Source organism: Cohnella sp., from assembly GCF_041641335.1.
Lineage (GTDB): Bacteria > Bacillota > Bacilli > Paenibacillales > Paenibacillaceae > Cohnella.
In genome coordinates this window covers 1-15,153 of the sequence record NZ_JBEPYQ010000054.1, presented here as the reverse complement: position 1 = coordinate 15,153, position 15,153 = coordinate 1, and the positions used below count along the sequence as shown (strand labels likewise).

Here is a 15,153-nt window from a genome sequence, read left to right as displayed (position 1 = left end):
CTGGGGACGCCTTTACTGTGGCGCCAATCCCGGCAAGATTTTTTGCCCTACACAAAGTTTGCGAATGCGTAACTCTTGGACTGGCCCCCGCTCCCGTATGGGGCTTGTTAAAAAAACGACAAAAAAGATCAATGAATCGATCAAAAATCATCAATTTGATTAAAACTAACGATGCTACACTGAGATAGATTCAACGCGTAGTCACCATCAAAATCAAGGGGGAGAAACATTCTTGGGAAAGATTATTCGTCTGCTTTTGGCATCTGTCATGGTCGTTGCATTGTTCACCGCTTGCAGTAGCAAATCGGAACAAGCCGCCACGCCGTCCAACTTGGCATCCGAAGGGGAAGCCGGACCGTCCGTCGGCGAGAAAACGAAAGTCGTATTTTCGACGGGGATTCCGGACGACGCTTGGAGACGCGCGCTAGAATTTTTCATGAATACCGCCAACGAGAAACTGAAAGAAAAGAACATTGAAGTCGTTGCGGAATATTACCCCTCTGAAGAGGAAATGTGGAAGGTCCTTCCCGCCCAGATCGTTTCCGGATCGGCTCCGGATTTGATCGGGTTAAACAACGAAGGCGTTCTGGAGCTCATCATCAACGGAACGTTCACTTCGCTGGATGATTTGATCGAGGGAGTCGGCTATGACACCAGCAAGCTTGATGCCGCTAACGTCAACGGATGGAAATATGAAGGCAAGCAGTACGCTCTGCCTCTGACGACCACGATCAGCGCGCTGGCCGTCAACATGACGATGCTCAAGAACGCCGGCATCGAGGAAGCGCCGAAGACGATGGAGGATTTGGTCAAGGCGGCTCTGGCGGTCACCGATAAGGAAAAAGGCCAGTATGGCGTCGGCGTCAACCTTCACGAGTTCCACATTTCGCAATACTTGCACGCATTCGGCGGCGGTTGGAACTTCGGCGAAAATATGAACAGCGAAGGCAACCAGGAAGGCATGCAGTTCATCGTGGATCTGTTCAACAAGCATCAAGTTGCAGCTACGCCTGCGCAGATCGGCGTGAACGGAGATGTTGACGCCTTCGCTTCCGGTAAAGTCGCGATGACGACGGCAGGCCCTTGGTATGTCGCCACGTTGCGCGACAAGCAAGTAGACTTCGAATGGACGCTGGTCCCGATTCCGGCCGGAACGGTTCAGAAGTCCACGCTGTACGGATGGGCGCTGGCCATGCTGGATTCCGCGAAAAATAAGGAAGCCGCCATGGAAGTCATTGCAGCCATGCTGGGCGAAGAATCTTATCGTTACCTTGCAGAGGAGCGCGGAGATATTCCCGCTATGACCTCCTTCGTTCCGACCTATGAAGAGCTATATCCGGAAATGAAAGTGGTACTGGAAACCGCCGATTCGGCAGTCGCGTTCAACTATCCGGTAGCGGCAAACCGCTTTAAAACCGACCTGGTAACCGGGTTGGAATCCGTTATCTTCCAAAACCGCGGCACGGTCAAGGAACTGTTGGATAAGATGGCGGAGGACTCCTATCAGAAGTGAGGGATGACGGTTGACAACCGCTCTAGCCAAAACCAGATTGTCTCTAGCTCAAAGAGATTATGTCGCAGGCTACATTTTCGTGGCGCCAATCTTGCTGCTTATGTTCGTCTGGTTCTATTACCCGGCGTTTCAATCTCTTCTTTACAGCTTTCAGGAAATCAACTTTCTTAAAATGGCGGATGCGCGGTTCATCGGACTGGGCAATTTTGAAAAGCTATTCGCCGATCCCGCGTTCTGGCTAGCCGCCAAAAACACGGTTGTGATCACCGCCGTAAGCGTTCCGGTGCTCGTGATCCTTGGCTTTCTCGTTGCGTATAACATCGAAGCCGTTATTCGCGGCAGAGCCGTCTATCGTACGATGTATTATATTCCCGCCGTGACCTCGGCGGTTGCGCTCACCATTTCGGTCATGTACTTGTTTATTGAGCGCGGCGAGATCCCGACGTTGCTCAATCGCCTGTTCGGAATTCCCAATGTAACGTGGCCCGCCGATACGCGCACGGCTCTTGCTTTCGTTTGCATTCTTGTCATCTGGAAGAACCTTGGTTTCTTTATCGTATTATTCATTACCGGCTTGCAAGCCATTTCGAACGACATTATCGAAGCTTCCAAGGTTGACGGCGCCTCCGGCTTGCAGCGCATGTTGTACATCACGATCCCGCAGCTGCGGCCGACGACCTCGCTCGTCATCATCTTAAGCATTATTTGGTGCATGCAGTGCTTCGACGAACCGTATACGCTTGCGCGTTCAGGCGGCGTCGTTGGCAGTCCCGCCGGCACGACCAGTACGCTGGTGACGTTCTTCTATTCGCAAAACTTCCGTTATTTCAATCCCGGATACGGCAGTTCTGCAGCGTTCATTATTTTTGCCGTGCTAATGATTGTCTCGATTACTCAACGCGCGCTTGCCAGCCGCAGTCAGGATCATGCGTAATGAACAAGTATTCCGCGAATCTTCAACTGAAATGGTTAACCGTCCTTCGTCACTTCGTCCTTATCGGGGCTGTGCTCCTGTATTTGTTACCTTTTCTTTTTGCGCTGTACACCTCGTTCCTCGACAAGCCGGATATCGGAAAGTTCGTGATGCCCGATCGCTGGGTACTCGAGAATTACCGGTACGTCTTCGACTCCGGCTTGCTGAACTGGTATAAAAACACGGCCATTATGAGCGGCGGCATCATTCTCGGCAATCTGATCGTGAATACGATGGCCGGGTATGCGCTGGCCAAGATCAAGTTCCCGGGCAACAAGCTCGTATTTTTCATCATCATCGGCACGATGATGATTCCGGCGCAAGTCACGCTGGTGCCTATTTACAGCATGAGCGTGCAGTTAGGCTGGGTGAATACGTATCAGGCGTTGATCATTCCCTTTCTCACTAGCGGCATGCTTACGTTCTTTATGCGTCAATTCTTTCTGTCCATCCCTCACGAGATTGAGGAAGCCGCGCGGATCGACGGCCTTGGAAGGTTCGGCATCTTCTTCCGCGTCGTCCTTCCCAATGCCACAACCGCGCTGGCCACGCTGGTTATCTTCGCCTTCAAGGACAGCTGGAACTCGTTTTTGTGGCCGGTAACCTTGACGAATAAACCCGGCATGCACGTCATTACGGTGGGTCTCAATGCTCTCAAGGGACAGTACTACGAGTGGATCAACATTACGATGACCGGCGTCGTATGCGCCACCGTGCCGATGGTTATCGTCTTCATCTTGCTGCAAAAATATTTTACCAAGAGTATCGCCATGGTAGGCATCAAAGGATAACGACATCATCTGGATGAAAAAGGAGATTGTATACGATTATGTTGCATGCAGATAAACTCGAGCTTGTTCGCCAACAGATTGCTTCGTTGAAAAAAGCGGTGGAAGGCCGCGATTTGCAGACGGTCTACTTCGTCTCTTGCGGCGGTTCTCTTGCTACTCTGTACCCGGGGAAGTATATGATGGAGCGCGAGACGGATAAAGTCTTCACGGCATCCTATTCGGCCAACGAGTTTTATCAAGACCCTCCGCGCCGCCTCGGCAAAGACTGTCTTGTCGTGTTTAATTCCCAGAGCGGAGGAACTCCCGAGACCGTGTCCGCCGCCAAGCTGGCCAAAGAACAGGGAGCTTTGACCGCTTGCTTTACCACCGCTCCCGGTTCCGCATTGGAACAAGCAGTGGATTATCCCATTTACTATTATGATGACCCGGTGAATCCTTACCCGATGGTTCTCAGCATCTATCCGGAAGTCTATATGACGATTTTTGCCCTGCTGGATGCGTTGGACGGCACCCACCGTGCGAAGGACATGGATGACGCCATGCTTGCGCTCGAAGAGATTTGCGACCGGGTTGCAGCGGAGCACAAGTCCCGTATCCGTCAATTCGCGCTCTCGCATCTGGACGAGCCGATCATTTACACGATCGCTGCCGGTCTGAATTGTTCCGTATCCTACGTTCAAACCAATTGCAACTTCATGGAGTCGATCTGGATCCACTCGTCCCCGTTGCATGCAGGAGAATTTTTCCATGGAGCGTTCGAAGCCGTCGACAAGGAAACTCCTGTATTCGCTTATCTGGGTACCGGCAAAACCCGTCCGTTGGAAGAACGGGCCGTCAAGTTTCTGCAGCGCACCACGACCAAGCTTACCGTGTTGGATGCCGCCGGATTCGATCTGTCCGGAGTTGCGGAATGGACGCGTCCCTATGTCGGAACCCTCGTATTGAATAATCTCGGCACACGCTATTGCACGGAGATCTCCCTGCTGAGAGGACATCCGATGTCATCTCGCCGGTATATGGGCGTTGAGAAGTATTGACGGCAAGGGGGCGCTGTACAGATGAAAATCATGGGCGTGGGCGACAGCGTCATGGACGCTTATCTTCACAAGCAAATGTTGTATCCTGGCGGCAACTCCGTGAACGTTCCCGTACTGGCCCGTCGTTACGGCGCACAGGCAGCGGCTTACATCGGATTAATGGGCGATGACGAACCGGGCCGCCACTTTCTTCGCGTCCTGGAGGAGGAGGGCTTGGACACCCGTCGCATTCGCGTCATGCACGCCAAGACCGCACAGAACTATATTCGGGTAGACGAGACGGGCGATCGTCACTTTGTCGGCAATAACGGATTTGACGTGGCGCAATTGACGGCCCAGCTGAGACTTCGCGACGAAGATTACGCCTTGATGGAGCAGTACGATCTCATTCATACGAGCGTGCACAGCTTTCTTGACGAGTTTCTGCCGGCGATCGGACGGAGGGCCCCGCTGTCGATGGACTTTTCGGATGGCTATACGCCCCAAAATATCGAGCGACTGTGCCCCCTTCTGCGGTTTGCCTTTTTCTCCGGGGGTCCTAAATCGGACGATGAGGTAGAGGCCCTTGCCCAATCGGCTCTGCGCAGCGGAGCGCGTACCGTCGTCATTACGCGCGGCATGCAAGGCTCCTGCGTATTCGAACAAGACCGTAAGCATACGCAGAAAGCCGTTCAGACGAACGCGGTCGATGCCTTGGGCGCAGGCGATGCTTACATTGCGGCTTTTCTGGTCACCTATCTTACCCATGACGGCGATATGGCGCTCGCTGCGGAATCCGCTTCCGCATTCGCCGCGCAATGTTGCCTGCACCATGGCGCATTCGGACGCGCTCTCGAAATCGGATAACCATTTATGGAAAGATGTGGCCGTTCGCGGTCACTTCTTTTCTTATTCTTGCAGCCGCTTTTTTTGCTACACTAGATAGAACAGAATCTGCGTGACTGTCGGGGGGGGACACGACATCTGGCGACAAAGTCGAATCACCTGTGGAAGAGCGGAATTCTCAAAAAAATAGTGGTGTTCCTCGTTCTCGGATTTCTGGTTCCGCTGGTTATCGCCGTTCTCTTTTTCCTGCAGCGCATCTATCAGGAAATGAGCGCCCATGCGATTGCATCCTACCAAAACGTCAATCAACAAATGCTGCTCACGCTGGGCTCCGTATTGGACAGCGCGAGAAAATATACGACTTATCCGTACTACAACAGCGACTTTCAGTCCTTCCTGCACCGCGACTATCGAACGGAGCAAGGGCATCGGGATATTACGACGGACACCCGACTCTACAAACGCTATATTCACGAGCAAATTCTGAGATATAACGGCAAGATCAGCACCGCGGTGCTGGTCAATGTGACATCCAATACCCGATTCGTCGGCGGGTATTACCCCGACGATGCCGTTATGCGTGCGCTGGATCAGGCCATGTCCCGATTGCAGGATGCGAATGCGGCCGATGGCACAACGGTTACTTTTCGCGGACCGGAACCTTATCCTGCCACCTACATTGCCGTAGCCCGCCCGATCTTCGATCCTGCAAATCGTCATTATCTGGGCTACTTCTGCTTGATCATCAATGCACAGCAATTGAACGAAACCTTTCGCCAGCAACAGCAAATCGGCGTTCGCCGCTATATTCTGGATCAGGACATGCGAATTATCTACGACAGCAGCGGTCAACAAGTCGGGTTGGCTGCCGAAGGCCCGCTGGCCGCCTTTGCCGGACAGGACGCGGATTACGACCAACAAATTCTGGATGGTCAGCATATGGCGCTGCTGAAGAGCGTGTCTGAGCTGACGGGGTGGCGCGTAGTCACGTTTGTCAACTCGGACCTCTTATTTGAAGGCGTCCGCAAGCGACAGCAAAATTTGACCCTCGTCATGGCGACGATGCTGGTCGCCGCGATATGCGCCGCAATAGGGGTCGCGGTATCCATCTCCCGCCCCATTAATCGATTGCGCCATGTCATTGCCGGTAGCGTCGAGAAGCGCTTCCGTACCCTAGTGCCGGTAACGTCAAGCGACGAGGTGGGGGATCTGGCGCACAGCTTTAACCGGATGCAGGAGGAAATGAAGCAGCTGCTGAATCAAGTCGTGGCGCAGGAGCGCGCGAAAAGAACCGCCGAAATCCATGCGCTGCAGGCCCAGATCAATCCCCATTTTCTTTATAATACCCTGAACACCATCAAATGGATGGCCAATATGCAGTGCGCCGATAACATCGGCGATGCGACCGAAAATCTGATCAATATGCTCCGCTACTCATCCTCGATGCAAGGAGATTTCGTTAAGATACGGGATGAGCTGCAATTCGTCAGTAAATATCTTTCTCTTATGCAGCTGCGGTACTGCGACCGCTTCGATGTGAAATTCGATATCGCGGATGAAGCCCTGGACGGTCTGAGCTTGCGATTCTTGCTGCAGCCTTTCGTGGAAAATGCCATTTTTCACGGCTTTCAAGGCAACGAGGCCGCCAATCTACTCACCCTCAGCGCTCGAGTCGAACGCCAGGATCTGATTTTAACGGTAGAAGACAACGGTGTCGGGATGTCGGATGACCAATTGCGGCATATTCAAGCCGACCGCGCCCACCGGGAGGGCTTCAACTCGATCGGAATACGCAACGTCATGGAACGGATCAAGCTGCATTACGGCGACGGCTACGGGGTCGTTCTCTCGAGCGAGGCCATGCGCGGGACGAAGGTCGTCATTACCCTTCCAATGGAAACGAGAAAGCGAGCGGATGAAGCATGCGGATTATGATCGTAGACGACGAGGCGTTTTTCCGTACCAGTTTCGAAAAATATATCGACTGGCATGCACTCGGCTGCGAGGTCGTCGGCACCGCCTCGAATGGGCAGGAAGCCTTGGAGGGGATCGGACGGTTACGGCCGGATCTTGTATTTTTGGACATACAGATGCCCGTGATGAACGGACTGGAGTTTCTGGAGAAATATAGTCAACAGAAGCATAAAGCTCGCGTTGTGGTCCTGAGCAGCTTCCATGAATTCGAGTACGTTCGGCAAGCCTTGAGGTTTGGGGCGGCGGACTACATTCATAAAGAAGAAATGGGAGGAGATCTGCTTGCGCGCATCATCGAACAGCAGAGCGATGTGATGAAGGCGCTTCGGAAGTCCGAGACTGAACGATCCGTCCCGCTCGACTCGCAAGCGTATTTGCACAGAATGCTGCACGATCTCGACTTCGAAGCGCCGAGCGACCCGTCCGCCTGTCCCGCTTTGTCGATTCGACCGGGCAATCTCTTCGTGATTACGATGCGCTTCCGCCAATTCCCCGCAATCAAGCAGCGTTATCTCGGCCATGAGCATCGACTGTATCAGGGCGTGCAGGCGATGATGAAGGAAATGCTGAGCGGTCAGAAGGAATTGGAATGCCTCTTTTACGACAAACGCACTTTTTGCATCATCAAATCGTTCTCTACCACCGTTTCGCGCATGAGTATGCGAACGGAGCTTGCCTATCTGGCTCAAAAAGGGATGTCGGGGCTCCAGCGCTTCTTTAATTTACAGGCTTGCGCGGGCGTAAGCGGATCCCATCGTTCGTTTCAGAATCTGGCTCAGGCGGCGGAAGAAGCCATTATGGCCGGCATGATGGAGTTCACATCCGCCAAGGGCGCGGTGCGCTATTATTCGGACTTGCGGGATTGCCGTTTCGTGGAGCATCTATCGACGGATCACCTCTGTCGCGCTCTTGAAACCGCTTCACCGGAGGCCTGGAGGAAGATGATCGAGGAAGCGTTTTATGTTGAAGACCCTCAGGCCATCCTAAGTCCGGCGGCAACCGCCACTGCGATAAAAAACGTCGTCTGTCATTTTATTTCCGGCCCGGAAGAGCGGAACCGCTCATTTGAGCAGATCGAGATGGCCGAGACCCGGTATGAAATGCTGGAGACGCTCTTGCAAACCCTGCATATGCGTCATGCCGTAAGTACGCCCAAGTGCAGCAGCGGCAACCCTTTGGTTGCCGCTGTACAGGAGTATATTCACCAGCATTACGCATCCGCTGCCTTGTCGCTGGAACAGATCGCATCCCACGTCAACGTAAGCGAAAGCTATTTAAGCCGGATCTTTCGGAAGGAAACCGGATTGACGGTTACGGATTACATTAATCGTATACGAATCGATACCGCGCTTCAGTTGCTGCAAGGAAACGATAACATGATTTACCAGATCGCCTATGCCGTCGGATATAGCAACGTGGAACACTTCAATCGCACGTTCAAGAAAATAACGGGGCGTTCTCCCAGATCCTTTCGCACTCGAAAATAATAATGCGTTGTATTACGAAATAAACTCCTGAACCCAAACGCCGTTGTAATAAGCGACGCCGATCGTCGTGAAGTTGGCGCTGAGAATGTTCGCGCGGTGGCCCGGGCTGTTCATCCAGGCGTTCATGACCTCTTGCGGAGTGCGCTGGCCTTTGGCGATATTTTCTCCCGCATAACGATAATTGATTCCGTATTTCTTCATCATATCGAACGGCGAGCCGTAAGTCGGCGAGTTATGGTCGAAGTAACCGTTGTTGTACATGTCCTTCGCCTTGTCCAACGCCATCTTCGTCAGCGTGGCGTTCGTGGACGCGAGCGGCTTCAGGCCGGCTTTCGCGCGTTCCTGGTTAACGAGCGTGACGACCTGCGTCGCAAATGCCGAGTTGGAAACTTCGGAGCCGGAGCCGCCTGTATTGCCGCCTGTGTTGCTCGTATTGCCGCCCGTGCTGCCGCTGCCCGTATTCCCCGTATTGCCGTTGTTGCCCGTGCTAGGCTTCGAAGGCTGGGAAGGCTTGCCCGGGTTCGTGACTTGGCCGCTTCCCGAGTTGCCGCCGGTCGACGGCTTGGATACGGCGGGATATTGGCCTTGCATGATTTGCTGGAGCAGCGAATGGAGATCTATGCCGAACCGGCTGGCGACTTGCGTCAGCTGGTCTTGCGTAATCGCGTTGCTTGCAGGGGCCGCGGATGCGGCTCCGACTCCCGCGGGAACGGAGATCGCGAGCGCCAACGTACCGAGCATCAGAGACTTCTTCAAACCTTTAGCGTTGAACTTCTTCATGAAACGTGATTCCTCCCTTGGTTTGGAATATCTCAAAGTCTATCAGCCCGTATTGGCGAAAACATGCCATAAAATCTGCCAATCGCCGGCCGGAGCAGCGAGGATTGCCGATACGCCAAGGAATTGAAGCGTATAATAATATTCTTCTCAGAAAACTTCTCATAAATTTGATAGAAGAGAGAGTAGCCGCCTTCATGCGCTTATTGCCGTGTTGCGGCGCACAGCGGCAAGACCATACTTTAGTATCTTTTGGATACGTCAACGCTCGCAGATAATCGATTAGGACAACTGCCCGCCGGGGCGGCGCAGGATGAAAAGAGCGATTGGGAGGCCTATCTAAAATGAAGAAGATCCAAGCGGCATTCATGTTCTGTTTCTTGCTATTGGCGGCGGCATGCGGCAATTCGAGCGGCGATGGCAGGATACCGCCTGCTGTGCAAGAGAAGAATTCCGTATCGCAGGTTCAAGTCGAGATTACGAAAGAAAAGTACGACAATGTCAGCAACGGAATGACTTATGAGGAAGTTATCGGCATTGTCGGCGGCGAAGGCGAAGTCGCAACGGAAACTGGAGAAAAAGGCACCGCCACATACGGGATGAGCGTTATGTATCAAGGCAAGGGAGGCGTAGGAAACGCCAGCTTTATATTCATTGGAGACAAGCTTCGGTCCAAATCGCAACATGGACTGAAATGAACGGCCCTGCCGATTGGCCATAATGAAGAAACGATAGCTAACCAAGATCGGCTCCCGTCGCCAGACGGGGGCCGCTTGACGTTTGTTTTCCTTCGCCGGAGTCTTTCTAATCGGAAGCCTTCTCTTTGCATGTTCGGGCGCACCCCGATATAATTAGGACAATAATGAGGAAATGGGGTAGCGCCGTGCCGTCATTGGACGAATTCGGACGCATCCGACTCTGGACGGAAGGCCGCCAGACGGCCGATTTTCTGGCTCGCGCCGGCGTTGCGCTCGGCATTGGGGACGACGCGGCGATCGTGTCGGGCGAAGGACCGGGCCGGGAATGGCTTATCGCCGCGGATACGATGGTCGAGCAGGTTCACTTCCTCGACGAGACGATGGGAGAGGCCGACGTCGGATACAAGGCGCTTGCGGTCAACGTCAGCGACATTGCCGCCATGGGCGGCGAGCCGAAGTTCGCCCTCGTCTCCGTCTGCGTGCCTCCGGCCTGGAACGAGGAACGGATGCGGCGGCTGTACGACGGGCTGTACGAATGCGCCGAGCGTTACGGAGTGGCCGTTATCGGCGGGGATACGACTTCCGCTCCGCAAGATCTTGTCGTAGCCGTTACGGTTATCGGCACGGTCGAAGCCGGACGGGCGATCCGCCGTTCCGGGGCGAGGCCGGGCCAGGCGGTATTTCTCACCGGTCCGACGGGCTTGTCGGCCGCAGGTTTGCACGCCTTGCAGCGGATTGCCGCGGCGGAGGGCGCGGAGCGCGACAGGTTGGCGGCACTGCTTCCGCCAAGGCTCGCGCAGGCCCATCGCCGTCCCGTTCCGTCGGTGAAGGCCGGACGGATTTTGGCAGGTACGGGCTGGGGCGCCTCCTTGAACGACGTCAGCGACGGCGTGGCGAGCGAGGCTTGGGAGCTTGCCGAGGCATCGGGCGTTCGGCTGGCGCTGAAGGAGAAGCTGCTGCCCTTGTCCGGGGAGCTGTCCGCGTATGCGGGGGGCAACGGACTGCGCGCAACAGACTTGGCGCTGTTCGGAGGCGAGGACTACGTGCTGCTCGGAACGGCGGACAAGAGCTGCGAGCAGGAGTTGCGCGAGCGATTGCGGGCTGAGGGCATTCCGCTGTTCGTGATCGGCGAGGTCGAAGAAGGCCCGCCGGGCGTGGAACTGGAAGAAGCCGATACAGGGCTGCGCAAGCCGCTGGCCAAGCGGGGATACAATCATTTTGCCGAAGGGGCCGTGTGAATCATGCATTCGAATCGAACGGGACACCCGTCGAACCGGTACGAACTGGATGCCGCCAACGAGCAGGCTACGGGCGCTTTCGCGAAGGCGCTGGCCGAGCTGGCGTTTCCGGGGGCCGTGCTGGCGGTGGACGGGGACCTGGGCGCGGGGAAAACGCATTTCGCCAAAGCCTACGCGGCAGCGCTCGGCGTGACGGACATCGTGAACAGCCCGACTTTTACGATTATTAAAGAATATGAGGGGACGAAGCTTCCTTTCTATCATATGGACGTCTACCGGCTGTCGCTCGAGGAAGCGGACGAGCTGGGGCTGGACGAATATTTTCACGGGAACGGCGTAACGTTGGTGGAGTGGGCTTCGATTATCGAGCCGATTCTGCCTCCGGAGCGGCTGCATCTTCATCTGGAGACGACGGGCGCGGAATCCCGGCGAATCGTCTGCCGTCCCGTAGGGGCGCAATACGAAGCCTGGTGCGTCGGGCTGGGACTTCGTCCGGCGGAAGAGGGAGGACATACAGCATGAAAATAGACGAGGAACTGATCGGCGACAGCGGCTCCGTCACGGTGCTTGCCTTCGATACGTCGACAGCGGCTTTCTCCGCCGCGCTTGTGAGGGACGGCTCTCGGATCGACTCCGTCGTCTCCTTCGCCGAGCGCAATCACTCGGTCCGCATTTTGTCGGAGATCAAGGAGCTGTTGGAGCGCAACGGCATGAAGGGCGAGCAGCTCGACGCCATCGTCGTCGGACAGGGGCCTGGCTCTTATACGGGCGTGCGAATCGCGGTTACGGCCGCCAAGACGCTTGCCTGGGCGTGGAACAAGCCGCTGATCGGCGTGTCTACGCTTGAAGCGCTCTCTCTCGGCGCATGGCTCAAGCTCAGGACGGAGAACGAGGATCTGGCCGACGACCGAGACATCTGGATCGTGCCGATTCTGGACGCAAGAAGAGGGCAGGTGTATACATCGCGGTACGCGGCGGACCATTCCGGCGGCTGGCGGACGGTCGATTCCGACGCCATCCGGCTGATCGCCGATTGGGCGAAGCTGATCGAGGACGAGGGCACCGAGGATGCGCAGGTCGCGGCGATCTGGTTCATCGGCGACACCCCGCTCCATCAGGCTGCGATAGAGGCGGCGGAGCAGTCGGGCACGCGGCTGCGGATGCTCGCCTGGGAGATGGACGCGACCGCTCTCGGACTGCTCGGAGAGCTGAGGTTCCGTCTGGGGGAGCGGCATGACGTGCATTCGTTCGTCCCGAACTATACGCAGTTGGCCGAAGCGGAAGCGAAGCTGCTTGCGGCTTCGCGGGGAGAGTGACGAGATGGAATACCGGCTGATGAACTTGGACGACATCGCGGCGATCGTGGAGATCGAGCAGGAAGCTTTTACGGCGCCGTGGACGGCCGAAGCGTTCCGCAACGAACTGACGAACAATCTGTTCGCCAAATATATGGTGATGGAGCTGGACGGCGATATCGCCGGCTACGGCGGGATGTGGCTCATTATCGACGAGGCGCACGTCACGAACATTGCGCTGCGGGCCAAGTATCAGGGACGCGGATACGGCAAAGCGCTGCTGCGCGAGCTGATGAAGACGGCCCGCTACCTCGGAGCCCGGCGCATGACGCTGGAGGTGCGCGTGTCCAACGACAGAGCCCAGTCGCTCTATCGGAAAATGGGCTTCGCCCCGTCCGGCGTACGCCCGAACTACTACTCGGACAATATGGAGGACGCGCTCATTATGTGGGCGGATCTGAATCTTGAAAATATAGGCGAATCGGAAACGGCCGGAGCGTTGGAAGGGGGAGAGGCATGAGCGGACAAGCGAACGAAGCGCCGTCCGGGAGCGGCGGTCTGCTGCTGGCGATCGAGACGAGCTGCGACGAGACGTCCGTAGCCGTCGTGCGGGGCGGAAGGGAAGTGCTGTCGAACGTCGTCTCCAGCCAGATCGATACGCACCGGCAGTTCGGCGGCGTCGTGCCGGAGATCGCTTCGCGCAAGCACGTCGAGACGATGACGATCATTATCGAGGAAGCGGTGCGGGAGGCGGGCGTCAGCCTGACGGACATCGATGCGGTAGCCGTGACGCAAGGCCCAGGCCTGATTGGAGCGTTGCTGGTGGGCGTCGTCGCGGCGAAAAGCCTGGCGCTGGCGCTGGACGTGCCGCTGATCGGGACGCATCACATCGCGGGACATATTTACGCCAACTCTCTCGTTGGCGACATTGCATACCCGTCCATCGCGCTTGTCGTATCCGGAGGGCATACGGAGATCGTGCTGCTGGAGGCCGAGGGGAAATTCCGCATCATCGGCCGGACGCGCGACGACGCGGTCGGCGAAGCTTACGACAAAGTCGCCAGAGCGCTGAAGTTCCCGTATCCGGGAGGACCTCACGTGGACAAGCTGGCCCAGGAGGCGACCGAAGAAGTCGTGCTGCCGCGCTCGTGGCTGGAGCCGGACTCGTACGATTTCAGCTTCAGCGGGCTGAAGTCCGCCGTGCTGGCGGAAATCAACCGCTCGCGAATGAAGGGGGAAGCGCCGGATTTCTCGGCGCTGGCCAGAGGGTTCCAGCAGTCGGTCATCGACGTCGTGACCGGCAAAGCGATTCGAGCGGCGAAGGAGTTCGGCGCGCGGCAGATGATGCTCTGCGGCGGCGTCGCCGCGAACCGCGGCTTGCGCGAGCGGCTGTCCGCGCTGTGCGAGGAGGCTGGCGTGCCGCTGCTCATCCCGCCTAACAAGCTGTGCACGGACAACGCGGCGATGATTGCCGCCGCCGCCGACCTGAAATGGCGGCGCGGGCAATTCTCGTCGCTCGATCTGAAAGCCGAAGCGGTCATGTCCCTGGAGGACTGGTCCGTATGACGCGCCATCTTCGGCAATCGCTCTTCCTCCTCGCAGGACGGCGATTGCCCGGAGATGGCGTTTTTTCTTTTTCGGGAGGAGATGAGCAAGAGCGGTCAAAACGGAGGGGAGAACGGCCCGTACAATAAAGTCAGAAGGGAGGACTGACGAATGGCGCATACGGAGGAGAAGGCGGACGTGCTGAAGGTGGTCGGGTGGATCGAAGAGCGATTGGCGGAGACTATCGCTTTGGAGGATGCGGGCCGGCTGGTGGCGGATCATCCCATCAACCTGGATTTCGAGGACATAGCCGGCCCGTCGGATCTGTAGCATGCCGGCCGAAAATATCGACGGGACGAGGTCGTCGAGATGATTCCGCGTTCGCGAGAACGTTCGCGGCGGGGACCGGGTCGCGGACAGCGCGCACTGCCATAACGATCTGGGGCTGGCCGTCGCCAACAGTCTGGCCGCGATTCGCCACGGCGCGACCCAGGTCGAAGTGAGCGTTAACGGCGTAGGGGAGCCCGACCGGATCGGGCTGCAGTGGCCGCCAAGCGAACTGTCGAACTCCAACCCGACCGGGTCGGCTTCGAGTTGGATCACCTTTTGAATCGCGCCGCGTCAAGCCTCCCGTACATAAGGATCGATCGTGCGGATGGAGCCGTCGTCCTCGTACACAAGTTCGGCATACTTCACGCATCTCTTGTTGTCGGCTCCGCCGGACAAAGTGCTGTCGTGGTAGAACAAGTACCACTTGTCTTTAAAGCGGACGATGGAGTGATGGGTCGTCCAGCCGACGACGGGCTTCAGAATCTGTCCCCGATAGACGTACGGTCCCAGCGGGTTGTCGCTCGTGGCGTAAACAATGCGGTGCGTCGTTCCCGTCGAATAGGACAGATAATAGAGGCCGTTGTGCTTATGAACCCACGGGCCTTCGAAGTATCTTCTGTCCTCGTCGCCGGCTTGCAGCGGATGGCCCTCATCGTCGAGGATGGCGACT

At 56.5% G+C, this 15,153-nt stretch carries 16 protein-coding genes and 1 pseudogene; 15 read left to right on the top strand and 2 right to left on the bottom strand.

The annotated features are described in order from the left end of the window. Positions 1–232 precede the first annotated feature (232 nt). The 7 genes from ACESLM_RS17755 to ACESLM_RS17725 all read left to right on the top strand — a co-directional run bounded on the left by ACESLM_RS17755 (position 233) and on the right by ACESLM_RS17725 (position 8,600). Positions 233–1,513 (top strand): ABC transporter substrate-binding protein, encoded by a 1,281-nt coding sequence (locus ACESLM_RS17755; protein WP_372632905.1) that lies wholly within the window; start codon positions 233–235, stop codon positions 1,511–1,513. A gap of 79 nt (positions 1,514–1,592) precedes the next feature. Further along, the gene (locus ACESLM_RS17750; RefSeq protein ID WP_372632904.1) at positions 1,593–2,447 is read left to right on the top strand and encodes a carbohydrate ABC transporter permease; all 855 of its coding nucleotides are present in this window, start codon (positions 1,593–1,595) and stop codon (positions 2,445–2,447) included. Continuing rightward, entirely contained in the window at positions 2,447–3,277 is an 831-nt protein-coding gene (locus ACESLM_RS17745; protein ID WP_372632903.1) for a carbohydrate ABC transporter permease, read from the top strand. The genes ACESLM_RS17750 and ACESLM_RS17745 overlap by 1 nt, the downstream gene beginning before the upstream one ends. A 38-nt stretch (positions 3,278–3,315) precedes the next feature. After that, positions 3,316–4,314, top strand: a complete 999-nt coding sequence (locus ACESLM_RS17740; protein WP_372632902.1) for an SIS domain-containing protein — start codon at positions 3,316–3,318, stop codon at positions 4,312–4,314. A gap of 21 nt (positions 4,315–4,335) precedes the next feature. Continuing rightward, positions 4,336–5,160 carry a PfkB family carbohydrate kinase gene (locus ACESLM_RS17735; RefSeq protein WP_372632901.1) on the top strand — a complete coding sequence of 275 codons (825 nt, stop codon included), beginning with the start codon at positions 4,336–4,338 and terminating at the stop codon, positions 5,158–5,160. Positions 5,161–5,406: 246 nt separating this feature from the next. Beyond that, positions 5,407–7,074: a cache domain-containing sensor histidine kinase gene (locus ACESLM_RS17730; RefSeq protein WP_372632900.1), complete on the top strand. Its 1,668-nt coding sequence runs from the start codon at positions 5,407–5,409 to the stop codon at positions 7,072–7,074. Then, the gene (locus ACESLM_RS17725; protein WP_372632899.1) at positions 7,062–8,600 is read left to right on the top strand and encodes a response regulator transcription factor; all 1,539 of its coding nucleotides are present in this window, start codon (positions 7,062–7,064) and stop codon (positions 8,598–8,600) included. Before ACESLM_RS17730 ends, ACESLM_RS17725 begins: the two co-directional genes overlap by 13 nt. Before the next feature lie 12 nt (positions 8,601–8,612). On the opposite strand, the gene ACESLM_RS17720 is transcribed toward ACESLM_RS17725, so the two are convergent. Continuing rightward, positions 8,613–9,380, bottom strand: coding sequence for a CAP domain-containing protein (locus tag ACESLM_RS17720; protein WP_372632898.1), 768 nt, complete (start codon positions 9,378–9,380; stop codon positions 8,613–8,615). Positions 9,381–9,721: 341 nt separating this feature from the next. Between ACESLM_RS17720 and ACESLM_RS17715 the strand changes: the two genes are divergently transcribed. The 8 genes and pseudogenes from ACESLM_RS17715 to ACESLM_RS17680 form a co-directional block, all read left to right on the top strand. Continuing rightward, positions 9,722–10,075 carry a hypothetical protein gene (locus ACESLM_RS17715; RefSeq protein ID WP_372632897.1) on the top strand — a complete coding sequence of 118 codons (354 nt, stop codon included), beginning with the start codon at positions 9,722–9,724 and terminating at the stop codon, positions 10,073–10,075. Between the two features lie 185 nt (positions 10,076–10,260). Further along, positions 10,261–11,313: a thiamine-phosphate kinase gene (gene thiL, locus ACESLM_RS17710; protein ID WP_372632896.1), complete on the top strand. Its 1,053-nt coding sequence runs from the start codon at positions 10,261–10,263 to the stop codon at positions 11,311–11,313. A gap of 3 nt (positions 11,314–11,316) precedes the next feature. Then, the gene (gene tsaE / locus ACESLM_RS17705; RefSeq protein WP_372632895.1) at positions 11,317–11,835 is read left to right on the top strand and encodes a tRNA (adenosine(37)-N6)-threonylcarbamoyltransferase complex ATPase subunit type 1 TsaE; all 519 of its coding nucleotides are present in this window, start codon (positions 11,317–11,319) and stop codon (positions 11,833–11,835) included. Beyond that, positions 11,832–12,629: a tRNA (adenosine(37)-N6)-threonylcarbamoyltransferase complex dimerization subunit type 1 TsaB gene (gene tsaB, locus ACESLM_RS17700; protein WP_372632894.1), complete on the top strand. Its 798-nt coding sequence runs from the start codon at positions 11,832–11,834 to the stop codon at positions 12,627–12,629. The genes tsaE and tsaB overlap by 4 nt, the downstream gene beginning before the upstream one ends. Positions 12,630–12,633: 4 nt before the next feature. Further along, positions 12,634–13,128, top strand: a complete 495-nt coding sequence (rimI, locus tag ACESLM_RS17695) for a ribosomal protein S18-alanine N-acetyltransferase (RefSeq protein WP_372632893.1) — start codon at positions 12,634–12,636, stop codon at positions 13,126–13,128. Further along, on the top strand, positions 13,125–14,174 hold the full coding sequence (tsaD, locus tag ACESLM_RS17690; protein WP_372632892.1) for a tRNA (adenosine(37)-N6)-threonylcarbamoyltransferase complex transferase subunit TsaD: 1,050 nt from the start codon (positions 13,125–13,127) through the stop codon (positions 14,172–14,174). Before rimI ends, tsaD begins: the two co-directional genes overlap by 4 nt. 150 nt (positions 14,175–14,324) lie before the next feature. Next, the gene (locus ACESLM_RS17685; protein ID WP_372632891.1) at positions 14,325–14,483 is read left to right on the top strand and encodes a hypothetical protein; all 159 of its coding nucleotides are present in this window, start codon (positions 14,325–14,327) and stop codon (positions 14,481–14,483) included. Positions 14,484–14,529: 46 nt separating this feature from the next. Further along, a pseudogene (locus tag ACESLM_RS17680) lies at positions 14,530–14,676 on the top strand (hypothetical protein); the annotation flags it as partial. A gap of 98 nt (positions 14,677–14,774) precedes the next feature. Here the strand turns inward: ACESLM_RS17680 and ACESLM_RS17675 are convergent. Beyond that, positions 14,775–15,153 (bottom strand): family 43 glycosylhydrolase (locus ACESLM_RS17675; protein WP_372632890.1); only part of this gene is annotated, 379 nt, incomplete at its 5' end.